Here is a 26,417-nt window from a genome sequence, read left to right on the forward strand (position 1 = left end):
CCTTATACGCAACTGCGTATTATGCGAAAATATACGCGAAAACGTATAACCGCGAGATATTCGCGGTCGCGTATATTGACGATGTATACGCATTCGCGTATGGTAGCTTATGGATACGATTGCCCGCACCCCCCAACAGATTGGCGCCGGGATCAGGCGCTACCGGCGGCAGAAGAAGCTCACCCAGGCTGACCTCGGTGAGAAGATGCATGCGCGTCAAGCGACGGTCTCGAAGCTCGAGGCCGGCGAACCCGCAACGCAGCTGCGCATCTTAATGGATGCGCTGGCCGCGCTTGACCTCGAGCTGGTCATCCGGCCGCGCACCAAATTGACGGCTGAAGCGGTTGAGGATCTGTTCTGATGGCGCGTCGTCCTGCCCGCGCGCCGCTCAACGTCTACCTCAACGCACGGCTGGTCGGGCGGCTGCGGCGCGAGAGCAGCGGTGCAATCGATTTCCAGTATGACGAGCAGTGGCTCGCGTGGGAAAATGCCATCCCCGTTTCGGTGTCGCTGCCTCTGCGGGAGGATCACTACATCGGCGATCCCGTCGTCGCTGTTTTTGACAATCTTCTGCCCGACAATGACGACATCCGCCGGCGCGTCGCCGAACGCGCGCATGCTGATGGCGCGGACGCTTACAACCTGCTCTCCGCCATCGGCCGCGATTGCATTGGCGCGCTGCAATTCCTTCCCGACGGTGCCGCACCCGGGGGCGCCGGCTCCATCGATGGCCGCGCGACTAGCGATCAGGAGATCGCCGCCATTCTCGGCAATCTTGCCAGCAATCCGCTCGGCATCAGCCTCGAACAGGACTTCCGCATTTCTCTCGCGGGCGCGCAAGAAAAGACAGCGCTGCTTTACTGGAAAGACAAGTGGCACGTGCCTCATGGCACGACGGCAACTACGCACATCATCAAGCCGCAGATCGGGAAGTTGCCGAACGGAATCGACCTGACCGGCAGCGTTGAAAACGAGCATCTCTGCCTTGAGCTGGTTGCGGCACTCGGCTTGCCTGTCGCCAAATCAAGCATCATCGATTTCGCCGGGCGCCGCGTGCTCGCAGTTGAGCGGTTCGATCGCATCTGGACGCGCGACGGCCGCCTGTTGCGGCTGCCGCAGGAAGACTGCTGCCAGGCGCTGTCCGTTCCACCCGCGCGAAAGTATGAATGCGATGGCGGACCCGGCATCCGCAAAATCTCGGATTTCCTCAAGGGCAGCGATACACCTGAGGACGACCAGGCCATTTTCTTTAAGGCGCAGATCGTGTTTTGGCTGCTTGCCGCCACCGATGGCCACGCGAAGAATTTTAGCATTCATTTGGCGCCGGGCGGACGTTTTCATCTTGCCCCGCTTTACGACATCATTTCGACCCAACCGAGTTTGGACGCTGGACAGATCAGCCAAAACCAAATGAAGCTGGCCATGGCGATCGGCAGCAGCCGGCATTACGTCGTCCACACGGTTCTCGGCCGACATTTCGTGCAGACTGCGAAAAGCTGCGGTCTACCCGACAAAACAGTCAAGGTTGTCATCCAGCAGCTCGGCGATACAGCCGCAAAAGCCATAGATCAGGTGCTGAATGCACTTCCAAAAGGATTTCCGGAGAAGATGGCCATATCGATTGCCGATGGCGCGAAGCGCCGCGTGAATTCGCTAGCTGTGCTCAAGTCGTGAATGATAGCCGGTTTGCGCAAGCTGCCGGCCGGCTACGATGACCTCCGTGAACGGTGGTGGCAGGACGACCGGATCGACCAATCCGAACCTGGAAGCTGCCTACCAGAGGAGCAGCAGCGCGATCAGCAACAGGGAGCGTTGCCCGAAAGCAGCCAACCCGCGGCTCAAGAAGCGGGCCTGGTTCAAGATCGGCGATGGCCGCTCTCCTTCGACGGCGAGCGGCCCGCGCCATCCGTGTGCAAGCTCCAACAGCGACTGCGTTTCCAAACTAAACTAGGCTAGATAGGCGGATAGATGCGAGTTGGACGAAGGCAAGGTAGTTTCCAGCAAGCCTGTCGTAGTGCGTCGCCACCCGACGGCACTGCTTGATCCTGTTGAAGAACCGTTCGAGCGAGCGCGATAGAGGTACGGGCTAAAGCAGATTGGATCGCTGTGATTGCTTTTCGGCGGGATGTTGGCCCACGCGCCCTTCTTCATGGCAAGCGCCCTAATCCAGTCGGCGTTATAGCCACGGTCGGCAAGGAGCATTGATCCGGATTTGAGACGAGATGGCGGTTTTCCGGCAAGTCGAACGTCGTGCGCCTCGCCGGGCTCAACGCAAGCCGTATCGGTAGACCATTGCTATCGACCACCGCGTGGATTTTGCTTGTAAGACCGTCGCGTGACCTTCCCATCGATTGGCGCTGGTTCCTTGTGATACAGGCTCCATGTTGATGGACGCGAACAATGGACGTATCGATCATCCGCACGGCAGCATCATGGGCACCACCCAGTACGCTCAGGAGCTTGGCCCACACCGCCGGCCCGTCGCCAGCGAACGAACCGATTGTAGCAGGTCGTGTACGGACCGAAGCTTTCCGGCAGGTCGCGCCACGGTGCCCCGGATCGCAAGACCAAGATGCCATTGAGGACACGACGGTCATTCACTCGTGGCACGCCGCGGGACTTATTCGGCAGCATCGGCTTAATGGCAAACCACTCATAGTCAGTGAGTTCGTAGCGCACGATTCGAGCCCTTCCGATGGATGGCTTGAATCATGGCTCGGCTGGCAGGCTCAACTGGCCGTTATGCACCCGAAAGCGGACCTATTATGCTCACCTTGAGTTTTGTCGTTCGTGACCCTGAGCCGACATTGCCGCGCTCATGGTAGCGGACGGTGCTCTCGATTTTCGTATGCCACAGCAGAAGCTGCCGGGCCCGCAAGTTGCCAGTGCGCCGATAGATGAGCGTCGCCTTTGGTCGATGCAGTGAGTGCGTTCCGAACCGGTGAGGGTCTAACCCTATACCAGCCAGCCAATCCGACAACAGGCGCGCCCGAGTGGTCAGGCTGCACTCGGGCCCCTTGCGGCCGGTGAACAAGCGGTCGCCCGGCTTCTTGCCGGTCGTCTTTTAGTCATCGATGGCCTGACGGGTGGATTCAGTAAGTTCGAACCTGACCGGCCTTCCAGTTCTCTTCCGGCGAACGCTGGCCCTGTCGGCGGCATACCGCTCGGCTAAGCGGCGCGTCCCATGCTTTCAGCTATCGGTTTCTTAGCATCGTATCCCATCGCATTCGACGAAGCGACCAATAGGAGCGTTGCTCCGTTCCGCCAGCACCGAGAATACGACATTACCAATGACCAGAGCGAGTATTAACCCGGCAACAACGATAGAGACGCTTTCAGCCGCCAGGAGGAGAAAACTGCCCACAGTGCTGAAGAGACGGTTCGGCGTACCGGCGAGAAGGCCGCCGAGCAGACGCGGCGCGTGGACATTGAGGACCCTCGATGAGCCGCATCATTGGGAAGCAGTTCGTCCGCCCGTTTAACCGGGCCTCGGAGCTCTCGTTCCTTCGTACCTCCAGCACTGATGAAAAGGATCATCATAGGAGGAACGGTCCTCACGCGCCCACGTTGGCCCTCGAAGTACGGCACTGTGCGGTGAAGCAGATGTGCTGATATACAAATCACTCGTCACGAAAGAGGGAACATCAACATGGCCCATCCCCTGAGCGATTTCGTCTCCGACCTGAGTGGCAGCCAAGCCGATGCCAGTCGCCAGCGTGCTTGAGAGCGGCCGTCGGATGGCTGACATGTCGCTCCGGGTCACGACTTCATTACGTGGAGCGAGGCGATCCTGCCGCTCCATGGGTGGTACTGTTCCATGGCAACGGTTCTATGATCCAGGATTTCATGATTAGCGGGCTTGTTGACCATCTTGCCCGTCGCAATCGCGTTCTTTGCTTTGACCGGCCAGGTTTCGGACACAGCCAGCGGCCCCGTTCACATGTCTGGACCGCAACAGCCCAAGCGGATCTATTCGTTAAGGCGTTCATGCAACTCGGGGTGCGCGACCCGGTCGTGCTGGGCCATTCATGGGGGGCGCTCGTCGCCATCGCGTTGGGCTTGCGCAATGATTATCCGATCCGCGGTCTCGTGCTCGTGTCCGGTTACTATTTTCGCACTCGACGGTTGGACGTGTGGGTGATGTCGGGACCTGCCATCCCCATAGTGGGCGATCTGTTCCGATACACCATCGCTCCGATCATCTCATGGGCAATGCTGCCGACATTGATCCGCAAGCTGTTCGCACCGCGCCCTGTGCCGCGAAAATTCAGAGACGAGTTTCCAGCTTCGCTAACGGTCAGGCCCAAACAACTGAGAGCGGCTGCAGAGGAAAGCGCGCTTATGATCCCGATGGCGGCACAGTTCCAATCTTCCTATCACTCCGTTCGGTGTCCAGTATGCATTTTCCACGGAACAGCGGACCAAATAAGTGAACCCGATCAGGCGCGCAATCTGCACCGGGCGCTGCTTCGATCCGAGCTACACCTGGTCCCGAATGCCGGGCACATGGTCACCTACGCCGACACGGCCGATATCACAGAGGCCGTTGAAACGGTAGGCGGTCTCGTCGCAGGGCGAACGGCTCCTGGCGAAACGCGAACGGACCAGAGGAGCGGCTGAATTGCGGCAGTTCGGAAAACAGCGGATGCTTCATTCCTGGATGATGCTGGCGTTGGAGGCTAACCAGGTCGTTGGGCTGCGGATGTGGAAGCTGACGGCGGGCGGCAAACGCGCCCGGCGAGAAGCCGAACTAATGGTCAGTGAAAAGATAGACGAGGCATTCAGAGCTGGTGCGAGCCTCATGGCTGGTGCTTCGGGCGAAGATATCGTTCGTCGATACAGGCGGCGTGTAGCGGCGAATGCGAAAAGATTAAGCAAGCTCAGTCCGCATCTGACCATCAAGCGAAGACGACGTATACGGAAGTGAGGTAAGGCAAAGCGACATTGCGCGCAATCTGGAACGCGACAGCCTATGGGCGTGGTCGAACACAGACGGATCATTTCGGTGTGTGGGTCCGGAATTGGCCCGAAGGGGCCGACCCGGTCTTCCGTCGGATGTCAGCTGCTCGGGGTGCAGCGGACCCGATATGCGCGACCTGAGTTCTTCCGGGCGTGACTCACAGCGGACCCGCGGGCTTGCGCGTGCATCGAGCGTACCGCAGCGAGAAGTTCCGGCTGACAGACTCGGTGGTCCGGCCAATCATCAAACAGACGACTGTTTCTTCATGTGCAGGTAGTCTGGGTTGAAGTCAGCTAACTCCTGCAATTCTCGCCATTTCAGAACCACCAGTTCGCCGTCGCGAAAATCCATAGTGCGCGAGGTACGCAACTGTTGAAGGGTCCGATTGACGGTAGCGATTGCCATGGCGAGCGTCTCCGCAATCTGGACCAGAGTTAGCGGAATCGAGCACCTATTTCCCTTGTTCAGCCGGGAGACGCGGGCGCGATAGAACAGCTCGCAGAAGAGGTGTGCCATTCGGGCCTGCATTGGTCGCGCACTGTTGTTTGTTATGGCTTCCCGGAAGATTGCGGCGTCCAACAGCGTTTCCCTCCAAATGGCAATGCCTAGCGAGGGACGTCGTTGGAAGGCCCTCAATATCTGCCTGTGCGGTATAAAGGCTACGGTCGCAGGGCCAATTGCGCAGAGCGCATGGTCCATTCTTTCGATGAAGAGTCCCTGTGCGTCGGGAAGATCGCCGGACATATGGAACGAAAGGTATTGTCGACGGCCGCTCTGCAGTAGGTGATAGCGGGCGACCATCCCGGATACGACCAAAACCGCCATTTCTGGATGGTCTCCCTGACGAATGAAATCCTCGTCAGGCGTAAGGTCTCGGGTTGTGATCGAAAACTTGCAGATTTCCGCGACGTCTTCATCGGGAAGGCGGGAGTGCTCCTTCAGGTTACGTATTAGCGTTTCGTGAGGTCGGTTCAAAGCGCAATCCGGAAAATTTCGACGCCGCATCATTTGATACGACGGCAAAGCTTTGCCCGATTAAACTCGACTTGTTGCCCAAGGTTTCAAATGAGGATTGAGGCACTTTCGGGCAGAACTTGGAATGTTCTAGCCCGCTCACACCTCTGCACCGCGAGATGATCTTAATGAAAACAACTTCCGTCCTAGCGCAAGTGCTAGATCGCCTCACGCCGAACCGTAATCGACCGAACCCTTCAGCGACAGGACCGATGTCAGATCGCGAGTTGGGCGTTGCAATCCGTGAGGTGAAGCGCAGAGCTGCCTCTGAACGGGCAGAGCGGATGCGAGCATCAGCTGAGGAGGAACTTCGGCATTCCCTGAATCAAGAAGGGGCATGCGTTGCCAAACAACGCGAACTGGCAGGCAACGCTATTAAACTTTTGCACGATCCTTTGCCGGACACATTCCTAGGCCGCAAGACCCAAGAACCCTTTTCCAGCGAAGACAAAGATTGAGGTCCTCTCTGTTTCCAGATTCTGTTGTGCGAAAGGCTTTTGTGCATGAGTTGGTCGAGCTCTGGCGAGGAACGAGCGATAAACATTCTCCGCGAATTGCATGCAGCCGAGGACGAGTTGGTCGGTAGGGCTGTTGTCATGAGCGACGGCAAGGCTGGCGCGATCGATCGCATCGACCTCGACGACCTACACGGACTTCGTATATCGATCAGTGGGCATGAGGGCCAATGGCCGATTTCTACCGTAAAGTCCATCCAGAGCTGATCGCCAGGCCCGCTCGAAATTCACGTTGGGGCGGTGTAGTTCGCCCAAGTCTGCGACGCGCGTACTGCAAGCGCATTTGCGAGGATTAAGGCTACCTGAATTGGGGCTCCCTGCATCTGGATGTCGACTATTGGCCCTCCTCTGAAGTCCGACAGCGTCCGCTTTCGCGCCGCTGTTGGATGAGAAGCGGACATCACGCGCGCCTTCTCTTAGCAGCAGATTTTATGATGGGGTGGACGCCCCGCCGACGGCATCGATGGCCAAAGTGGACGTGTAGGTTAGCATAATCGGTCTGGATATCGCCAAGCATGTTTTCCACTTTCATGGCGCGGACGGGAAAGGACGGGCTTTGTTCAGCAAACGGATCAGCCGGGGAAAGTTGCTGGATTTCTTCGCGGCTCAGCCGATTTGCACAGTAGCCTTAGAGGCATGTGGAGGAGCTCATCACTGGGCTCGGCAGCTCGCGCAGCTTGGCCATAGCGTTTGGCCGATCCCTTCCCGCCTATGTAAAGCCATTTGTGAAGCGACAAAAGAACGACGCGATTGATGCTGAGGCGATCTGCGAAGCCGCGCAGCGGCCGAGCATGCGGTTCGTTGCCCTAAAGAGCGAGGAGCAACAGGCTGCGGGCTTGGTATTTCGAACCCGTGACCTGTTAGTGCGGCAACGAACCCAGCTCATCAACGCGATCCGAGTACACCTCACGGAGTATGGCTGGATCGCGCCCAAGGGGCCATCACATGTGGCGAAACTTACCGATCACATCGAAGAAGAAAGCCATGGCCAGTTCACTTCCCGAAGCGGCCCGCCCCATGTTACGAATGATGCTAGACCTGCTCGCCGAGTTGAATGGCAAGATCGCATATCTCGACCAGGAGATCGCTCGGCGCGCTCGCGAAGACGAGGTATCGCGCAGGCTGATGACCATTCCTGGCATTGGCCCAATCTGCGCCACCGCGATCGCCGCTCTAGCGCCGCCGGCCGAGACCCTTTCCAAAGGCCGTGACTTCGCGGCATGGGCTCGGTCTCACGCCTCTTCAAAGATCGACAGGCGGCAAGCAGAAGCTCGGTGCGACATCCAAGGGCGAACGCACGCTTAGGCGCCTCCTCATCATCGGCAGCAGCGCGGTTGTGCAATAGGCGAGCAAACGCGGTGCGCCAAGTGGTTCGTGGCTCGAACAGTGCTGGCTCGCAAACCACGCATGCTGGTAATGGTCGCGATTGCCAACGAGATGGCGCGGATCGTCTGGGCGCTACTTATCAAGCAGGAGAATTACAGGGCTCCGGTCGCAGCCAAGGCGTGATCGTCGTCGGAAGTGTAGTCGGTCGAAGGAGAGTATGGCGCAACAGTCGGCGAGACGAGGCCCGAAGAACCAGGCGTACTCATCGTGCCCAGAGCACGCTTTTATGATTTGGTTCCGGTCTGCGAACTCCCATACGGGCCCGCAGCTTCATCGCTGCACCATCAGAGGCCGGACAGATGGCAGCATCCGACTACGTGCCGATCTTCTTCAAAAATCGCTTGCATCTCGCGGGGCGTCCACCGATGAGTACGCACCCTAAGACATGAGCGACGTCCTACACGCTCGACGCGCTGAGGCCGCCAGTTAACTGCCCCTTGAGCCTCTTCCGCTCACGCCGAGGTCCCAGAATGATACCGGTGCGGCGCTGAGCGCCGCCTGCGCGAATTCCTGCGCGATCTCCGCGCTCTTGGTCGCCATACAGCCCCTTCCCGGCCAACGCCGACTGTATCCACTACAGCCGTCGTCATCGCTATAAGATTTAGTGAATGGATCAATTTCGGCGAGGATTGCATCCTCGCTAAATCTGAAAGTCCCGCGGAAGAGGCGGTAAGGGCGCATCGCGATGCTGCCCGTGAGAACGCCTTTCTGCAGTCAGACGTGCGCTCAGAGCTCAAGGCGCGCTTGCGTCAGTCCGCAGAACGAAGGGCCTCTGGAGCGCGATTGGCGCAATGAATTGCATCTGGGCCGTTGCCGCGCGCCTCCGCGGTCATCTTTCGGGGAGATCGAGCGCCGCCATGTCCGTAGATCTGCCGGCCGAGCGTTTTCAACAAGCGCCCCATTCAGCGTGCCGGCATCCGAAAACAACAGGACCTAGCGAGGGCCGGGTGGAAGCAAAATTGACGCTCCTCGTAATTGGATGGCCGCTTCACAGCTCAAGCCCGTGGTCCCCAAGCACTTGGCGCATCAGAGGGCCCTTGATCTCGCGGGCGATCTCCTCGCCGATCTGGGCTCCGAATTGCACCTCGGCATCGCTATCTCCGGTTAGCTGATGCTCGGCGAGCCGTTGCTCAAGGCGGCTCGGAAACTCCTCGTCCATCGCCTGCCTGAGCCGGCCCTCCATCTGTGCATAGGCTTGTGGGGCGATCCGGCTCACCACCATCTCCCAGGGCTGCCAGCGAGTTGCCAGATAGTCGGCGAACCCCGCCGCCTCCTCATTGCGCACCTGGATCTCGGCTGCGGTGAGGTCGTCTTCAGTGACGTGGGCGACATCAAAGAATCGCATGTCCGGAGCGATGAGCTGCAGGTCCAGCCGCTCACGTAGCTTGACCTGATAGGCGAGATAGACCTCGATCTCGTCGACGAAGCCGAGCGAGTCGACCTTTTGACGGGCGATCGGCTCGAGCGCGTTCAGGCGGAACAGGACCCGCGCTTGCTGGATGAGTTCGCCGAGCCGATCGTCATAGGCTCCGTCCTCGACATCAGCCTTCAGACGTGCGGTCTGCATGCCGTTCCAGGTCAGGGTGACGCGATCCTGGCAGGTCTCGCTCGCCCCGTAGGCCAGCTCGAAAAACTGCCGCCGCAATTCCGGCCTGATCGCCGCCTGCCGTAGATCCTCGGCCACCGCCTCTCGGAATTCGGGATTGTCATAATTCACAGTCTTCTGCAGCTTGTCGAGGAAGAGCGCGTATTGCGGGGCACCCTCCTCGTGGGCGAAGTTCTGCCAGGCGGCGATCGCCTCCGGCTCGCCCTTCAACCAGTCCGCGACCGCATCGGCCAGCGGCCGTTCCTGGTCCACCATCGTCCCCTCATCCATTGAAAAGAAGACGCGCGGGCCGGCATAGCTCCGCGCATTCAGGGCTGCCGCCAAATTCGTCCGCACCTGCTCGGGCAGCGCATTATCCTCCACATAAACCATGCACCCAGAACCTAGCCGGGTTAGCAGGGTCTCCGGCAGGCTGGTCAGCCGATTGTTGCGTGCCTCGAGCATCTGGAGCTCGGTCGGGAGGTTCTCGGGCAAGCTCGACAGGCTGTTGCCGCTGACGTGGAGTCTCTGGAGCTCAGTCGGGAGTGTCTCGGGCAGGCTGGTCAGCCGGTTATCGCGGGCGAAGAGCAACAGGAGCTCGGCCGGGAGAGTGTCGGGCAGGCTGGTCAGCCGGTTGCCGTCGGCTTCGAGCTCTTTGAGTTCAGGCGGGAGAGTGTCGGGTAGACTGGTCAACCGGTTGCTACCGAGGGCAAGCGACTGAAGTCCGGTCGGTAGGGTGTCGGGTAAGCGGGTCAACAGGTTGCCGCGGACATCGAGGTCCTGGAGCCCGGCCGGCAGGTTGTCTGGCAGGCTGGTCAGCCGATTGCTGCAGACGGCGAGTGTCGAAAGGCTCTCCGGAAGCGTTTCGGGAAGCCCGGTCAGCTGGTTGCCGCCGATGACGAGAGACTGGAGTCCGGTCGGGAGGGTGTCGGGCAGGCCGGTTAAGCGGTTGTTGCTGGCGCCAAGCGTCCGGAGTCCGGACGGGAGGGTGTCAGGCAGGCGCACCAGCTCGTTGTCGCTGACGTTGAGCGACTGGAGCCCGGGCGGAAGGGCGGCGGGCAGTGTCGTCAGGCCCAGATCATGCAGCTCCAGCCCTGCATAGACGTCGCCGGCCTCTGCCCAGGCTCTTATTCGTCTTACGGCCTCTTGGCGGTCTTCGTCTTCCGTCTGCCCCTCCTCGGCGGCCCAGTTGTCCAAGATGTGGTCGAGCCGCGATTGCCTGAGGACGGGGTCTTCAAGGTCCGTCGTACTGCCATCGCCTGGCCGGAGCTGTCGGCCGAGGATTGATGCTCCGAGATTTTGCTGCCAAGGAATTGCTGGGGTCGTTGGCCACTCAGGCACCACATCAGCGGGCTCCGCCCACCAATGCCCCTCCTGATCGAAACTTTGCGTCGGCCAATCGGCAGCTGCATCCACGCCGTGCCAACTATCCGTCAGACTGAAACTGCCGGCTGGCAACTGGCCACCCCGATCCGCGGCCGCAAAAAGCAGATCTTGATTGACCCCTTGTCCAGAGAAGGCAGGCGAATCCGAGGGCAACGGCGAGGTGCCTTGTCCGACGCGATGCCCGTGCGGCATTCTCAAAAAATCTGCATCTCTGTTCGACACAACGTCGCGGTCGCCGAGACTATTTGAATGCTGGGGCGGGCGCTCGTGCGGACGCAACTCGTTCAGGTGCTGCTGAAACCCCGCTTGGTACTCCTGCTGCTGTTGCAGCTCGTCGTCGTACGCCCGCTCGACATCCGGGGCCTCGAATGGGTGGAGGTGCTTCGGATCCATCCAATTCTCCTGGCAAATCTGAGCAGCGAACGCCGAACCCGGATAAACACGTTCTCGCTACGCGGCTTAGCTTTCGAGAAGCTGACGAGGAATGAGAATGATTGTAACTGCCCTGGTCGAGAAGCCGATTTCTGAGCCTCTCAAGAACGTCCGCGCTTGTGGGTGCCGGAAAATTCATGCTGGGAAGCATCGCAATGTCGCTACCCCCGTGGTCCACTGAACGTCAGGTCATATGTCCGCCGTGACCTGCCGCTGCATGGTCCATGTCTTCCGACACCGCCTTGCTAGCGACCTTCTCCGGTCCGGCGCGACTTTGTCACAGAGCGGCCAATTGCTCCGAAGCGAGAGCCATGAGCTAAGCGGCATCTTTGACGAAGGTAGAAATGCAAAAACTCGCACATTGACCCTGTCGCGGCTGGTACGCATCCAATGACCCCTTCCGCGATTCGCAACGCGAGCGGGCCAAGCGTTTGGAGACAAGGATTTGGAGGCAAGAGTTTGGAGACAACGACCAGCATGAGGCGCGGCGGCTTCGCCGAGTTCGTCTCCTTGATGGCGAAGAAGGCGACGACCATCAGCACGAAGCTCGCCGTAGCCTGGGCGCTCTGCCACTCGATCGGCACGCATCAGGCCTTGCGATAAACCGCCGTTTGCGGTTTCGCATGCCACGTCGCGAATATCGTGCCGGCAGCAGACATCTTGCTATCCGGCGCGCCGCGCCAAGCTACATGAGCGATGCGGAAGATCGGGGCCTGCTGGGTGAAATCCTTGTCGTCGTCTTCGAGCAGCGCCTCGAGTGCGATGATCGTATCGTTGTGCGGACAATCGTCGGGCGCGTCCCCCCGGGAGCCTTGAGCGCAGATCTGCAGCCACATTTTCAGACGGTGAGGCAGGCGGGCTCGGCTTTCTCGCGACATGCGTCTATTCCTAGGGCGATGGGGCTGCTGCGCCTTCCGGCGCTGGCGCCGCTTGCTTCAGGCGCTCTAGGTAGCCGCGTGCGCGCGAAATAACCGCCTCGACCACTGTGTCCAGGACGGGATCGCCGCCGGCAGGCATGGCTTCGACCTCGGCCTTGGCCGCCATTGCATGGTGCGTCACGGCCTGAGCAATCTCGGAGACGCGCCGGATCGTCTGCGCTGGAGAGAGCTTGCAGTCGATGGCGAAGCGCTCCCAGTGGTTGCGTCCGAGCTGGTCGGCCTGCTTCTGCCCGCCGATCTTCTGAGCCATGTTGCGGGTGATCTTCGGATATGGCGCCGCACAGACGATGTCGTAGCCTGGCGCCATGGCGGCGCCGCGCGCCGATAGCATCAGCGAGTAATTTTTAGCGTGGGAATCCGTGTTCCACACCATCGGATTGAAGATGGCAAGATCGACGAAGCGGGCGGTCTCCTGTGCTGTCATGTGGCGCTGGGTCACGCCGATCATGTCGGCCAATGATGGTCCTTTTAGGCCTCTATCGTTGTTCTGGTACTTGGCAGCTGGCGGACGGCCCAGGGCTTGGCAGAAATCCTCCTGGTGCAGCCGCCGCCACCTCTTGCCGTCGTGACGGCGGTCATAGCGCTCAACCAGCAGGTAGCTACATTCGCCTGCCGTCCCGGTCGTCACCTTCGGCGTCGGGATTCCGATCATGCGCGCGAGCGTCAGGCAGAATGCCTCGTTCTGGACGGCGCCAGGCAAGCGCTCGCCATCGGGCTTGATGATGTGGGTCGATGGCGCGCCGTCGATCGGTATGTACAGGGTGTCGCCATCCAGAGCGACGGCGAGCTTCGTCTGCACACCGGCAAGCGACATCGACACGCCATCTTCGCCGACGAGGAAGGGCTTGTGGGGTAGCTCATTGAGGATGCGCGCGAGCGAGGCCTTGTCGGGGATCTCTCGCCATTTGCCGGCGATCAGCCCGGTGCCAGGTTGTCCGATGGAGAGCGCGCCGGCGGTGTCGCGGCCCATCTCGGCAAGAAGACCGATGACATCGGCCGGCGACTTGCCGAGCATATGACCTACGGTCCCGAGAGTTGCGTTCTCCGGCAGCAGATTTGCCGCCCATACCAGAATTGCCGAAGCATCATGCGACGCCCGCGAGAGCGGCATGGTGAGCGACACAGGGAAGGCGCCGGTCAGCCCGCGCCAGGATTCGGCATAGGTGAAGCCTGACGCTTCGTCGGCGGCAGTAATCCAACCGACCTCTCGCGTCTCAAAGTAGACCGGAAGACGGTCCATGAGGCTCCTCCTCGTCGCTGTCGGGAATGTCCGGTGTCTCGGAAGTGTTCGCGCGGCGGACTTGCGCATCCTTGAGAACCTCTTCGATGCGCAGCCCGAGCACGTTTGCCACGTGCAGGCTGCGCCCGAGCTGACACGTGCTTTTTCCGGCCTCAAGGTCGACGATGAAGCGCTTTCCTGTCCCGCTCACCATGGCCAGCTCGTCCTGCCGGAGGCCCTGGCGTTTGCGTTCTTCCTGGATGAGGCGACCGAATGCTGCAGCGAACTCCGCGGCTTGGCGTGCGACACCGGTCTCGCCAGGAGCCTCGTCTCCGCCCGAGGGGGGAGTGCGTTTTGGAGGCGTGTTCATAGCCCTCTCGTCATGAAGTTACCGAACGGGAACTTTATGGGTTGGAACAGCAAATGTCCAGAGGACAGTTACCGAACGGGAACTTTTCGCACGATGCGATGGAAATCCGATGGAAAGAGGATAAAATTTACCGAACGGGAACATTATCTCAAACCGAGAGCGGTCCGGAAAGTTACCGCTCGGGAATTCTGCGCCGAGCAACTGGGTTCATTGAAGAGGAGATCGACGACGACCGTGCGCCGGGAAATCCGAGCCCGATCGAGCGAAGCATGGTCCTTAGCCTCCGCTCGGTGTCGAGCGGCGCTGCCGGCCCACAACGATCTCCGCGACTGGCAGCGGATGGGGGATATAGAGACGAGCTCGCTGCGACGAGTAACCGCGTCAAAACATGAGGCGCTAGGTGATCCGGGCGTGCCCATGATTGCCAGCGCACTTCCCATTCGTGTGAAAGGCCGGATGATTCAAGCCACGCAGTTCAAGATCAATGGAGAAGCTATGACCAAGCGCCAAATGATCCAAGGAACGCAATCCCGGTTGCAATCTGACACCAAACTAGGGTGGCTTTGCGCAGCCGAAGGCCGCCTCCTCGATACATGCGCCATGTCGGCGGCAGACCTCGTCGAGGTCGCGAACGGCTCCGAGGAAATCGGGAAGCCGCCCTGCAGGCGGTTTGTCATGAACCGCGAAGATCGAAGGCGAGAGCCCGATGCGACGCCCCGGCCGTTGTCCGCATACGCTCGCGGTTGCCCGAGATCGCCGCGCGCCCGGCTGAAGCAGGCGATGAAGAATTTCCATCGTTCGAAGCAAAATTATCGTTAGGTCGAGCAGATAGTCGATAAACAGGCGGGAGCGCCCATCCGCTCCGGCCGCGATCTGTTGCGCAAACTCTCGCGCAACGTCGATTCCGTGCTTGAGTTCACCCGGATCTCGACTCGGTGAATCAGAATTTGCCGAATTTGAGAATGCCCTCAAGACCACACAGGTCTGTGTAGTGATTGTGATCTCGATGCTGGATGCGCCCGCGGCGCTAGCATGTGGCGCGGCGGACAGAGCCCTGGTATGGCGCTCGCTGCGCATGGGGCTATCGGCTGCATTCCTTCTGTGGGCGCCGATTATGGTTTTTGCCGGTGCAGGGCGAGCAAATCGTGCTTGCGCTCGGCCACGAACCAGCCATCGCGATTCTAGACTAGCTCAACAATATCTGTTCGGGCTGGCCGGGGCATCTTGCCGACATTGTGGTTCCTGGCGATCCGCAGTTTCATGGCGGCGGTCAACTACCCGACGCCAGGCTTGTGGATCACTCTCGCCGCCATTCCGACCAACGCACTCTGTTGATCAGGCCAATTCGGCTTGCCGCAACCGGCCTTGTGAACAGTGCGACTTTCGTTGCCGGGATTTGGTTCGGCGACCCGGGACGCCGGTTTCGGTGCCGTTTTCGGGCCTTTTTTTCGCGACGGCGCTTCCGATGGGTGTGATCAGCACGACAGCCGTTGCCGCCCATCAGATTGCCCTCCAACTCGCAATTGCCCTCTTCATGATTCCGTTCTGCATCGGGATGGCGGTGAGCGTACGGCGGATTGACAACATTCATCTTCGCCTGTCTGCAGAAGCGTGGCGATGCCCGCGTAGGTCCGGCAGCCCCGATGGCTGTGCGCACGTGCATCTTGATGACGGAGGAGTCGTTTAGCATTTCGTGTAAACCGTCAGATCGTCAGATTTAGTTGCCACTGGCCGCGCAGAAATTGATGATGGCAAGCGAGCAATTCCCACGATCACCCTTCTTTTTGTTGCTTGCTCCGTTGCCTGCGCTTTGACGCTATCGGAAACCCGTCTTGTGGAGTTGCACAAACAGTCCCATAGCAAGCCTTCTCACCCTTGTAGTTGGCCAGCGCTTCGACCAACGTCGACATGACGTCCTGTTTCAGTTCGTCGGGGATAGGCTGAGGACCGCCTAGCGAGTTCAACGCCACCTCGATCAATTCGATTGCGCGATCCTTGTTGCCGCACTCATAATAATACTGAGCGACCATCCCATAGGACAGGTACTTGAAGCCACAGTCCCCTTGCGGAGGATTCAGCGCAAGAATGTGTTCGGACAACTCTTTGCCCATCGCGAGGCGCTCGGCAGACGGGAAGTGGGAGTTGTCATTCGCCGGATCAAAGAGTTGGCGCAGCGCCCACTCCATCCACCGCTCATCGTTTTTGTCGATCGCGTCGCGAGCGAATTGCCTCAAAACCGGCAAGCCGGTCTGCAAGTTGCGCAGTTTGTGAAGCAACAGTTCCGCATGGAGTGCGCGGAAGCGGAGATCGTCCGGCATCACCGCGACGGCCTCTTCGACCGCCGAAACCGCCTTTGCCCAATCCTCCGCCTCCATCGCCGGCCGAAGCTTGGCGAGAATCGACTTAGTCAGCGTCCTTTCGCGCATTTCGCGTCGTCCGCTGTCGATCCGCTCTGTATCGGCGGCTTTAGCTTCATCGCTGGTCCGCCAACTGCCGTTAAGAACTTTCGGCAAGACGTCATCGAGCTCCATCGGATGACCGATAAAGGCGATGTGGCCGTCACGGTCAACGACGAACGAGGTGGGAATCCCCACAGAAAAGCTGGAGTCCATCCAAAGCTTGTTCATTTCGCCTGTGGAGTCGAACCCGATCCGATAGTTCAGGTTCGAGAACTTGTCCGTCAACCACGCGTCCAACGTTGTTCGGGCCTCGTCCGCCGTTGGAGCTTGTTCGCAAGCTGCGACGCCGAGCAGCTCAAGTCCGCTGTCTTTGTATTTCTCTTGCAGCTCTACTAGATGAGGCATGACTTCCGCACATGGTCCGCACCAAGTTGCCCAAAATTCGACGATGTACACCTTCCCGGGCTGGAAGCTCGTGAGGGGCTCGCCGCGCAGCCAGTTCTCCACCTTGATCGGAGGAGCTGGGGACTCCATGCGCAGCACCATGTTGCTCTCCAAAACTATTGCCACTCGTTGCGCGACTTAGCGCTAGCCTGTTTCTCTCATACGGAGCACACGGGTTGGAGAGCATCACGCGTTTTGCGCATCTTGTGTGCGCTCAGCCCTCACTCCGTGTTTCTGCATCCCAACAGCAAAAGGCGTGCCATCTCGGTTCGCACGCATCAAACGCCTGACTACGCTTTGAAAACTCCAAGACGCCCCAAACGCAGCCGGTGTTTTGAACCTGACGGACTTTGTCCCATGTCAGAAGTTGGACACGAAATCCTTGTCGGTGAGCACTTGGTCATGCGAGCCGATCCGGATGCGCTAACGATAGGCGAAGCCTGCGAGCTCGAAGCGACAAAACTAGATGAGAAGGCTCTCTCCTGATGGTGCGCATCTACACGTTCCGTCGAGCGAGTCGCTGTCACGCTCATGCGACCTTAAAGTGTCTTGCGTTCCAAAGACTCTCGAGGTGTACGAAATCATACTCGCTCGACGATTTCCATGGTTGCCACGGTCGAAGCCGCAAAACACGGTGCAGCTATATCCTTCTGTGCAGCGCGCACCTGAAGTTTATCTCGTGATCGAGAAGTTTGGCGGTGGTCTCCAGGTCGTCAACACCTTCATACTACCGAGTCAGAGCATTGCGGTATTAAACGCAAGGAAGTGAAGTAGCCTCGGACGCAGCGAGTCCCAAGTCGACGCTGGGGTATATCGACCCAAAAGCATGGAATAAGATGAATTTCGAAACAACAAAGCCGGTTGTCGAGAAACACTCCTTGAAGGCGTGTATGATCCGGGAGTTTACAGCATATCGACACTCGAACACCCGACAAGCTGGAGATCGCGCAAGAAATCGGCGAGGTGGTGACCAAGTCCCTGCTATACGGCCCACGTCCCCGCTACTCGGGTACGATCATCGCCAGCCCCTATCCTGAGTTGCATGACGCGCTGCCTTTGAACACACCACAACAACACGAACGAGCACCGTCATGACCTTATCCCCTCCCGACGCGCGAACGAAACTCGTCATTGCTGCTCTGACCGTCGCTGCGTTCGCTATTGGCTTGGACACTTTTGTCATCATTGGAGCACTCGATGTAATCTCTCGCGATCTTGCGATTTCACCCGGCGCGGCGGGTTCGATCATCTCGATTTACGCGCTCTGCTACGCCGTCTTCGCGCCGCTGAATGCCTGGATGTTCACGGCGATGAGCGGCCACAATGTTCAGATTCTGTCTGTTTCGATCTTCATCATCGGTAACGTGATCTGCGCGATCGCTCCAAACTTCCTTACCGTTGCTGCAGGTCGCGTCATTGCGGCCTACGGCGCGGCGATGTTCACCCCGGCGGCTACCGCGCTGGCCGCGGAGCTCCTGCCGCCAGCCCGCAAGGGGTTCGCGTTGTCTCTCATCTTTGGCGGTATGACTGTTTCACAAGTTGTGGGCGCTCCAGCCACAAGCTGGATCGCAGATGCTATCGGCTGGCGCTTCTCATTCGGTTTCGTGGTCATTGCCGGGCTTCTCGCATTGGTAATCTTCGCTCCGATGATGTCCGGAATAGCTCCCAAGGCGCCGGAGCGCGGAAACGGCCCGATCTCCCAAGGGCTGTCAAAGAGCATCTACGGTATGCTTTCGGTGACACTATTCATCGTCGTTTCCGAGTTCATCGTTTACTCCTATGTGAGCGTCTTCATCACCGGTTCTCTGCTTGCCGGGGTGCCGCTGCTTTCAGCCGCGCTCTTTGCCTACGGTTTTGGAGCCGTGACGGGAAACACTGCGTGTGGCGTTCTGACAGACCGTTTTGGCCCGTATAGAGTTCTCATCGCGGTTGCAGGCGCACAACTTATCCTGCTCGTAGCTTTGGTTGCGTTCAGACAGCATGGTGCCCTCACCGTGCTCATCGCCTTCTTTTGGGGTAATGCGAGTTATATGTATCTCGTCCCGATCCAGCACCGGCTTCTCGGTCTGGCCGGAAATCGTTCGAAGCTTGTTTTGGCAATGAACAGCTCGACCACGTTCGCGGGGATCGCCATTGGCGCCTTTCTCGGCGGCATCCTTGTTGAGACTAGCGGCGTCGCGTCCCTGGCCGCGGCATCGCTCCTGATTGGTCTCATCGGCATCGGGCTGACTGTTGCCTTCATGCGTAATGGAGCACCTGCAGAAGCTGCGACCGCAGGATGTCCGAGATAATATTGGTCAAAGATCGGGTTATCGCCGTCCCCAAATAAAGACCGCTTGCGCATGTGCGACATTTCCACCGCGTGTCAGGCATTTGGATCGAAGCCGCGCGCGTTCCGCCTCGTACGAAACAACTAAGGCGCATTAATCTCAACTATATCGGCTCACCCCAAGCGCCGATGCCTGGAATTTTCACCTCACCGCGCCGCATCAGCCAATGCGCTTTCGTTTACACCGGCTCTCGATGGCTCACGGCATGAGCGTAACAGAAACAGACCTGCAGCGTCAGCGCAGCCGGCCAGAACCGTAACGGACGAACCCGGTTGTGCGAGCACCTTCATGAGCTATATACATCACGCTTGCACAGGGGAGCACCAGCCTGGCTGGCGTGCCACTTCCCGGCGCGTTGGTCACGAGCGTACGGCGCGGCCGTTCGTGGGCCGCTGGCAGGAATATCTTGCCACGCCACACTGCGATCGGCCCCGCAACTCATATAACTCTGACCGTAGTGATCAGTCGACGGCCTCGGGAGATCAAGGCTGTCATGCGGGTTGCGAGACAGCCTCATGGCTGGGGAAGAGACAATCGAATGGCCGAACGCCCGGCGCCGTGACAAGGGATTGTCGGACAGGTGCGAGAACACGCTTTGGAGAGAGCAGCTTCCGGAGGCGGGTTAGATCAGCCAACCCGGAGATCCTCAGCTGACATCTTACCCGTACGCCCGGCCTTGAGCTGATAACTTACCCGGGCTCCCTCTTCGAGGGTGGTGTAACCGGCTTTTTCGACGGCACTGATGTGCACGAAGACATCGGGACTTCCGTCCTCAGGCCTGATGAACCCATAACCTTTGGTCGAGTTGAACCACTTCACAATACCCATTGCCACGGCGGCATCTCCATAGTGAACCGTTGTGATCTAGCGAAGAGTCTCCCGGCCATCAAGAGGGTCGGCAAGAGACGAGTCGCTGCCCTGGTTACGTGCTCGTTTTTATCGCGTGGTCTAGCTGCGGCCGTATTGTGCAAGCGACAAGAGCGTCCTGACGTCGACGACACTTCGCCTCAAGGCTTCAGCTCAGATGACGTTTTGACCTTCGCTTCACTCGTCGCGCGCGACCGGCTTAAAGACGTGCGGAGCTTCGAACATGCCGCGTTCATCCAGAGCCGGCGGGTGCTTTCGACGTTGAATAACAGGACGGTCGTGAACTCCTTTGTGCAGCGTCGAGCAGGATTATCAATGCGCGCATGGCTGCATTGAAGCTACCTGACATGCTTTCTCAAGCACGAAGACGCCGGCAGTGCTGTGCTTTGACTGTTCGTCTTCGGATGTCAACCGCACGTCGCGCCTTGTCGAACGAACAGGGTCTGCCGATACAATCCTGAAGGAAGCGCATTTGGCAAGTGATCCGCTCGGAAGCCGGAAAACCCGCTCGGCAACGGTGGATCCTGTTCAAACCGGTACCTTGCGCATCTGACGAACTTCGTCGCGCCGCCGGCGGCTCTTCAGCCTCTCGCCTTGGGCTCGACGAATTCAGCTGAGCACCGTGAAGGCGTTGAGATAACCAATGGTCTGCATTTTATCTGCTTCGATCAGTCCGTTGACCGAATCTTACTCAGAACAAAGGCGCCTCGATGCATAGGTGTATTCAAGGGCCAGTTGACGCGCATATTCCCTGAGGTTAGCGGCGGCGCTGTGCCCCCCGTCGATGTTCTCGTAATAGAAGTAAGGCTGACGGAGCGCGGCGAGCTTCGCGGCAGCCTTGCGGCCGTGCGCTGGATGCACGCGGTCGTCTTTGGTGGAGGTAAGAATTAAGGGAACAGGATAGGTCTTGCCCGCCACCAGCTTCTGGTAAGGCGAGTAGCCTTCGATCCAGGCACGCTGCTCGGCAATGGCGGGGTCACCGTACTCGCCGATCCAGGAGGCGCCCGCGCCCAGTTTGGTGTATCGAAGCATGTCAAACAGAGGCACCTGGATGATCGCCGCGTTGAAGAGCTCGGGACGTTGGGTGATTGCGGCGCCAACGAGCAGGCCGCCCTGGCTGCCGCCAATGACTCCTAGCCGGAGTGGACTCGTGATCTTGCGGCGGATCAGGTCCTCGGCGACGGCAATGAAATCATCCCATGTGGTCTGCTTCGTTGCCCCCTGGGCGGCTTGATGCCATTGTGGGCCGAACTCGCCGCCCCCGCGCAGGTTCGCAACGACATAGGCATTGCCCTGTTCGAGCCATAGCCGGCCCTCCGGTCCCAGATACGAGGGCAGAAGCGAAACCTGGAAACCGCCATAGCCATAGAGAAGCGTCGGGAGCGTGCCATCAAACCTTGCGTTCTTGGGCCGCACCAGAAAATGGGGAATTGACGTGCCATCACGCGAAGTGGCTTCGAGCTGCTCCACGATATGGTTGGACGCATCGAAGGCAGACGGTGTCTTCTTCAATTCCTCAAGCCTTTTGCTTTCGCCATCAAAATACCAGAGTGAGGTTGGTCTGAGATAGCTCGAGACCGCGAACATCGCCTGGTCCGCTTCATCGGAGCTGGCCGATAGGCTGATATTTGCATGTTCCGGCAACGGGATCGGCGTCGCCGACCAAGCTCCCTGATCGTACTTATAAGCGAACGCTTTGCTCTGAACGTTCTCAAGGATCGTCATGATCAACAAATTCTTTGTGGCGCCTAACCCGCTCAGGGCTTGGCGGGGCCCAGGTTGGAAGACGAGCGAAGCTTTGGCGCGCAGCGGATCCTGTTTCCATTCGGCCAGATCATACGAAATCAGCGATCCGGCGGCGAAGCTGATATCGCCTCGCGGCCTCCAATCTTCATCAAGCCTTACAAGCAGGCGACCACCCACTACACCGACCATTGCGGCCTTCTTCGGCAGATTGAGCTTGACGGGCCCATCGGGGCGCAAGACCACATACTCGGACTCGAAAGAGCTGATTGCGCGGATCGCGCCGGTCGCATGAATATTGCCGTCGCTGTCACGAAGCACGAAGGGGGACGCCCTAACATCGGTGGGCTCGCCACGAAAGATCTCGCGAGCCTCACTGAGCGGCTGAGCGCGTTTGAGCTCCTTCACCACAAAGGGGTAGCCGGCTTGCGTCAAAGTCCCCTCGCCCCAGCCTCGTGCAACAAGGAGTGTGTCACGATCGACCCAGCTGACGTGCTGCTTGCCCTCAGGGAGATAGAAGCCACCCGCAACGAAGGTCTTGGTGTCGCAGTCGAACTCTCGTATGGTCGCGGCATCCTTGCCGCCATCGGAAAGACTAATTAGGCAGAGGCGCTCTTCAGGCGGAAGGCATCTGCTACCATGAAAGATCCAATTCCTGTTCTCGGCGACCGCCAAGGCGTCCACGTCGAGAATGGTTTGCCATTGTGGGTCTTTGCTACGATAGCTCTCGAGCGTGGTGCGCCGCCAGACGCCGCGCACCTGGTTCTCGTCTTGCCAGAAATTCTCCAAGCCGCGCCGTTTCAATGAAACATATGCGATCCGATCCTTGGCCTGCAGGATGGAGAGCGCCTGTCCGTAGAAGTGCCCATAGCGAGGATCTGACTGAAGCACCCCGAGCGTCTTCTCGTTCTCGGCGCGAGTCCAAGCCACGGCGTCTGGCCCTTCGATCTCCTCGAGCCAAAGGAATGGGTCATCAGTCACCGCCGCATCCGTTCGCAGCGCCGTGGAGGCGAAGCAGGCAATCGAAAGCAACGTGGCGGAGAGGAGTGATGTCTTCATGGATTCGCTCCGGCTAAGGTCGAGAGGCCACGCTCGCAGGCCGCGGCGCGTCAAGCAAAAGCGGCGGAAAGCACGCAAACGCATGACATAGCGCGGCTGGGCTATGTGGCGGGCCGTTCACTGCAAGCTGCGTGCCGGCTAAAGAGTCGCAAGTTTCAGCCGTTCGGAGCTGCACGACCCTGTTCGGTTGCCGACATTGGTTGCCAAGCGGACATCACAGCGTGTCGGCGAACCACCTGCCAGACAGCGCCTTTCATTTTAGTCTTCAGTGGCAAAAACCCGGGACGCAGCGATGCTGCTTTCCTCCGCATATGAGCTTGTTCCTTCTCGCTGGCGCCACCGGACAGACTTGTCGACAGGCATCATCCCCACGAAGAGCTGCGCATTGATCAGCAGCCAGGTCGACGTCGGCAAAGGTGGTATGCATGGCGACCTCCGACTCGTTGACTGCAAGCGTTGCCCATTTGGACGAGCTTTTTCCTCGCGAAATCCACTAGTCACGCCGATAGCTCGGTTCGTTGACTGATTGCCGAGAGGATTGCGAGTAAAAGCGCCCTAGAAACAGCCTACGTTGCAACACGTCTTGAGATTGAGCCAACAATCAACAACAGGTACAAGCACCAGATCAGGTTCTTCGGCACAAAACGGCGAAATGAAGCTGGGCATCAGCCGCAATTGAGGGGCTACGGTCCAGCTTAAACGATCCTGATCCACCCGGCGGAGACCCACGCACGAGCCGTGGTCCTCATCGAAGTCCTATCGCACAAAGAAGATCAAGGGCGAGATTTTCGATCGAGAATGCCCGCGGCTGCCGGATCATCCGGGCTGGTTCAAGGCTAGTGCAACCCCTACTGCGAACTGTTTCGTAACGGTGCTGTTGCGGCGCAGTTAAGCGCCGATTTCCGGGGCGGAGCGATCAACAGGCAGCAGCGCGCCGACTGGCGCCGCCACCACTCTCATCAGCGTCGTTTAGAGATAGAACCTGAGTTGACTGTATCGCCCCCTTCTAATCATGGACCACTCGCATGATGTCGTGATTTCATGCGGCCCTGCGCCGCCGGCAAGAACCGCGTCAGCGCCAAAGCCTGGATTGCTCCTCCATCCTGCTATAGAAGCGTGTCATCCGCCGTGCTATGCGTTTCGCGGTCAGTCCTCGCGGGCACCGAGCTCTTGTCCGCGATGACCATCGCGTGAAGCTGTCGGCCCCGGCAGATCCCAGAATCTGTCCTGTGTATGCTTCAGTGGGGCCGCCAACGCCTCAAAGGCCAACTTCACGTCTTCATAGGCAGCCTGCCTCAAAGCGGCATCAGCGGGATCGATCTCGTTATAGGCGGTCAGCGCCGCGGCATAGTTTTGATACAGGGGCATTTGAGCCTCGTTGGTCCAGCCGAGACCGAGATGGTGGAACTGATCGGCCGGAATGGTGATGCGGCTCTTGTCCAGCTCCCGGAGGTAGTCCGCCGACCAGTCGTGGATCGTATAGGATTCAATTTTATCCATCATCGACCGCCAGCGTTTCACACGCTCGTCAAGCGGCATATTGACCGCTTTCGAAATAGCGTCCGCAATTTCTTCGGGATGGTTTGGATCTACCAGCAGGGCCTCGTCCTCGTTGAAGTCTTCAGCCGCCCCAGCAAACTTCGATAATACCAGAACGCCGGGATCCTTCGGATCTTGGGCAGCAACATATTCTCTCGCTACCAGATTCATGCCGTCCCGCAGCGGCGTGACGACACCTACATGTGCCGCGCGGTAAAGACGCGCGAGTGCAGCCTGGCTGAACGGGTCATTCGTGTAGTGGATCGGCCTCCACTCCTCTGTGCCATGCTCGGCATTGACATGGTTGATCGCATTCTCCACGTCCTCCTTGTACGTTCGATACTCGTCGACGTCGGCGCGTGAGGACGGCGCGATCTGCAACAGCGAGATGCTGCCCGACTCGGCCGCCAAGAGCTGGTTAAACGCTTCGACGCGTTTGTCGATGCCTTTCGTGTAGTCGAGCCGGTCCACGCCGATTGCGAACTTGGCGCCCTCGAAGCTTTGCAATAATGACGAGATTTTTTCTTGCTCTGCGGGCGAGAGCTCCGCCGCAAGATACTCTGCAAATTGCCTGGGATCGATACCGATTGGGAATTTTTGAAGTCGCGTCTGGCCACGCTCCGTGGTCACGACGCCATCCTTGCTCTCCAGCCCGAAATAGGTTCGCAAGGAGACCAAGAAATTGTTCAGATCCCGGTTTGTCTGGAAGCCGAGCAGATCGTATTCCAGCATCGACTTCATCAGTTCGCGATAATTGGGTACGCGCTCTATCATGTCGGGCGTCGGCCATGGCGTGTGCAGAAAGAAGCCGGTCGGCCGCTCGATGCCGAGGTTATGCAGATCGCCCCCGAGCGGGAACAAATGATAATCATGCACCCAGAATGCGTCCCGATCCCGCAAGTCGAACGCCGCACGCGCGATGAAGTTGTTCATCTGCCGATAGCTGTCGTATCCCTCTTCCGCGCGCGACATCCGGTCGGACAGGGAGTGTAATACCGGCCACAAGGTTGAATTCGAATAATCTCGATAGTAGCCGCGATAGTGCGCGGCCGGCAGATCGAGTTCGGCCACATGGCCTTCGCCAGCCTTCACGAGTGGCAGGGGCCGCTCAGTCCCGTCGCCGCGGTTCTCCGAGGAGAACATCCAGACCGCGCCGGAACGTTCGACGACCGGCTCGAGGGCTGCGGCAAGTCCGCCGGTCTGGGGTTTATTGGGGTCGAATGGCGCGCCGCGGTTCGAAATGACGACCAGCTTCATGTCGGGTTGCTGGTTTACCGAGCGATGTTCCACGTCGGCGGAGGCAACAGCATGGGAAGGACCTGCACCTCCTTCTTGCTCCTGCTCCAACGGTATCTCATCGAGATGCAGGGCAAAGGCCGCTTGGCCTAAGGTTTCATCTCGCTGGGTCGCGCCTGATGTGCTGCTGGAATCCAACGTTGCGCTGTCGAGGGTGTCATGGATTCGAACCATCTCGCAACTCCCTTTAGCGATGTTTAAGTTCGATGCAGATCGCAGATCGGCCCCGAGATATCTCCATTACGCCACGATGACAGGTCCAGCTTTCCGGAAGCTGACCAGTCGAGCAAAATGGTCGGATTACGCATCCAACCAGGACTTCAAGGTGGTCGTGGGGATGAGGCGAGAATTTGTCGGCCTAAGGCAAGACGACGGTCGGCTTGTCGATTTAATGAGTGCAAGCAGAGCGTTGCCGTCGTAGCCGGCGACGCACAATCGGTCTCGACGCTATGAAGATTCGGGCGCTCTGGCGAGGTCACCGTCCTGATCGGCTCCCTTTGAACGGCGCGAGCGCGCATTGACGAGGTCTATGGAGTAGGTCAATCCTTTGGATGTCGCAGATCGGCTCGCGAACATCGGCCGCGCTGCGGCATCCTGACGGCACGATATAGACGGCCATCATATGGCTCCTGGGGTGGTCCTCCGTGGCATATCAGCGCGCATCCGAATGCGAGGTAAAAGCCTGCAGAGAAGCTTCTTTCAAGCTGCATCGGCCCACGACCTTGGCTCTATCAGGTTGTGGCCCGGTGCGACGATACGATCCGCTTCCATGACATGCCCCTTCATACCGTGAGGAAGATACCTCCGATGTGGTCGGCTTGTTTTCTGCCGGCGGCACAAAGAATGCGGCCGGCTCCCCACTATGCGACAACGAACGAAATTGTAGCTCGAATGTTGACCAGTTTAGCGGAGGGCGTGCGTGATTAATGGCTCCT

At 59.0% G+C, this 26,417-nt stretch carries 18 protein-coding genes and 2 pseudogenes; 10 read left to right on the forward strand and 10 right to left on the reverse strand.

What is annotated here, in order from left to right:
* The first annotated feature begins 109 nt into the window (after positions 1-109).
* Both N2603_RS37980 and N2603_RS37985 read left to right on the forward strand, forming a co-directional pair.
* Positions 110-361: a helix-turn-helix domain-containing protein gene (locus N2603_RS37980; protein ID WP_260386202.1), complete on the forward strand. Its 252-nt coding sequence runs from the start codon at positions 110-112 to the stop codon at positions 359-361.
* Positions 361-1,674, forward strand: coding sequence for a type II toxin-antitoxin system HipA family toxin (locus N2603_RS37985; protein WP_260386203.1), 1,314 nt, complete (start codon positions 361-363; stop codon positions 1,672-1,674). Before N2603_RS37980 ends, N2603_RS37985 begins: the two co-directional genes overlap by 1 nt.
* A 268-nt stretch (positions 1,675-1,942) precedes the next feature.
* Here N2603_RS37985 and N2603_RS37990 read toward each other — a convergent pair.
* A pseudogene (locus N2603_RS37990) lies at positions 1,943-2,634 on the reverse strand (IS5 family transposase).
* A gap of 1,197 nt (positions 2,635-3,831) precedes the next feature.
* Between N2603_RS37990 and N2603_RS38000 the strand changes: the two are divergent.
* Complete coding sequence (locus N2603_RS38000; RefSeq protein WP_260386204.1) at positions 3,832-4,620, forward strand: alpha/beta fold hydrolase; 789 nt, start codon at positions 3,832-3,834, stop codon at positions 4,618-4,620.
* 1 nt (position 4,621) lies between these two features.
* Complete coding sequence (locus N2603_RS38005; RefSeq protein ID WP_260386205.1) at positions 4,622-4,927, forward strand: hypothetical protein; 306 nt, start codon at positions 4,622-4,624, stop codon at positions 4,925-4,927.
* Between the two features lie 276 nt (positions 4,928-5,203).
* On the opposite strand, the gene N2603_RS38010 is transcribed toward N2603_RS38005, so the two are convergent.
* Positions 5,204-5,935, reverse strand: coding sequence for a Crp/Fnr family transcriptional regulator (locus N2603_RS38010; protein WP_260386206.1), 732 nt, complete (start codon positions 5,933-5,935; stop codon positions 5,204-5,206).
* 251 nt (positions 5,936-6,186) lie between these two features.
* On the opposite strand from N2603_RS38010, the gene N2603_RS38015 reads away from it, so the two are divergent.
* The 3 genes and pseudogenes from N2603_RS38015 (at position 6,187) to N2603_RS38025 (ending at position 7,998) form a co-directional block, all read left to right on the forward strand.
* Complete coding sequence (locus tag N2603_RS38015; protein ID WP_260386207.1) at positions 6,187-6,432, forward strand: hypothetical protein; 246 nt, start codon at positions 6,187-6,189, stop codon at positions 6,430-6,432.
* Between the two features lie 45 nt (positions 6,433-6,477).
* Positions 6,478-6,696, forward strand: coding sequence for a PRC-barrel domain containing protein (locus N2603_RS38020; protein ID WP_260386208.1), 219 nt, complete (start codon positions 6,478-6,480; stop codon positions 6,694-6,696).
* Between the two features lie 283 nt (positions 6,697-6,979).
* Positions 6,980-7,998, forward strand: a pseudogene (locus tag N2603_RS38025) (IS110 family RNA-guided transposase).
* Positions 7,999-8,863: 865 nt separating this feature from the next.
* Here the strand turns inward: N2603_RS38025 and N2603_RS38030 are convergent.
* Positions 8,864-11,239, reverse strand: coding sequence for an NEL-type E3 ubiquitin ligase domain-containing protein (locus tag N2603_RS38030; RefSeq protein ID WP_260386209.1), 2,376 nt, complete (start codon positions 11,237-11,239; stop codon positions 8,864-8,866).
* 498 nt (positions 11,240-11,737) lie between these two features.
* On the opposite strand from N2603_RS38030, the gene N2603_RS38035 reads away from it, so the two are divergent.
* Positions 11,738-11,881 carry a hypothetical protein gene (locus N2603_RS38035; protein WP_260386210.1) on the forward strand — a complete coding sequence of 48 codons (144 nt, stop codon included), beginning with the start codon at positions 11,738-11,740 and terminating at the stop codon, positions 11,879-11,881.
* On the opposite strand, the gene N2603_RS38040 is transcribed toward N2603_RS38035, so the two are convergent.
* From N2603_RS38040 to N2603_RS45035, 3 genes are read right to left on the reverse strand one after another with little or no spacing between them, the layout of a single operon-like run.
* Entirely contained in the window at positions 11,866-12,156 is a 291-nt protein-coding gene (locus N2603_RS38040; protein WP_260386211.1) for a hypothetical protein, read from the reverse strand. The genes N2603_RS38035 and N2603_RS38040 overlap by 16 nt on opposite strands.
* A gap of 10 nt (positions 12,157-12,166) precedes the next feature.
* Positions 12,167-13,525 (reverse strand): type II toxin-antitoxin system HipA family toxin, encoded by a 1,359-nt coding sequence (locus N2603_RS38045; protein ID WP_311740776.1) that lies wholly within the window; start codon positions 13,523-13,525, stop codon positions 12,167-12,169.
* Positions 13,431-13,805, reverse strand: coding sequence for a helix-turn-helix domain-containing protein (locus N2603_RS45035; RefSeq protein WP_425248947.1), 375 nt, complete (start codon positions 13,803-13,805; stop codon positions 13,431-13,433). The genes N2603_RS38045 and N2603_RS45035 overlap by 95 nt, the downstream gene beginning before the upstream one ends.
* 411 nt (positions 13,806-14,216) lie before the next feature.
* On the opposite strand from N2603_RS45035, the gene N2603_RS38055 reads away from it, so the two are divergent.
* A complete protein-coding gene (locus N2603_RS38055; protein ID WP_260386212.1) occupies positions 14,217-14,624 on the forward strand; it encodes a hypothetical protein in 408 nt (135 codons plus the stop codon).
* Positions 14,625-15,577: 953 nt separating this feature from the next.
* Here N2603_RS38055 and N2603_RS38060 read toward each other — a convergent pair.
* On the reverse strand, positions 15,578-16,750 hold the full coding sequence (locus tag N2603_RS38060; protein WP_260386213.1) for a TlpA disulfide reductase family protein: 1,173 nt from the start codon (positions 16,748-16,750) through the stop codon (positions 15,578-15,580).
* A 989-nt stretch (positions 16,751-17,739) separates the two neighbouring features.
* On the opposite strand from N2603_RS38060, the gene N2603_RS38065 reads away from it, so the two are divergent.
* Positions 17,740-18,939, forward strand: a complete 1,200-nt coding sequence (locus N2603_RS38065; protein ID WP_260386214.1) for an MFS transporter — start codon at positions 17,740-17,742, stop codon at positions 18,937-18,939.
* Between the two features lie 666 nt (positions 18,940-19,605).
* On the opposite strand, the gene N2603_RS38070 is transcribed toward N2603_RS38065, so the two are convergent.
* The 3 genes from N2603_RS38070 to N2603_RS38080 form a co-directional block, all read right to left on the reverse strand.
* Complete coding sequence (locus N2603_RS38070; protein ID WP_027575593.1) at positions 19,606-19,812, reverse strand: cold-shock protein; 207 nt, start codon at positions 19,810-19,812, stop codon at positions 19,606-19,608.
* 720 nt (positions 19,813-20,532) lie between these two features.
* Positions 20,533-22,647 carry a prolyl oligopeptidase family serine peptidase gene (locus tag N2603_RS38075; protein WP_260386215.1) on the reverse strand — a complete coding sequence of 705 codons (2,115 nt, stop codon included), beginning with the start codon at positions 22,645-22,647 and terminating at the stop codon, positions 20,533-20,535.
* A 1,146-nt stretch (positions 22,648-23,793) separates the two neighbouring features.
* A complete protein-coding gene (locus N2603_RS38080) occupies positions 23,794-25,656 on the reverse strand; it encodes an alpha,alpha-trehalose-phosphate synthase (UDP-forming) (RefSeq protein ID WP_260386216.1) in 1,863 nt (620 codons plus the stop codon).
* Between the last annotated feature and the right edge of the window lie 761 nt (positions 25,657-26,417).

The sequence above is a fragment of the Bradyrhizobium huanghuaihaiense genome, from assembly GCF_025200885.1.
In the GTDB taxonomy this organism is placed as follows: Bacteria; Pseudomonadota; Alphaproteobacteria; order Rhizobiales; family Xanthobacteraceae; genus Bradyrhizobium; species Bradyrhizobium huanghuaihaiense.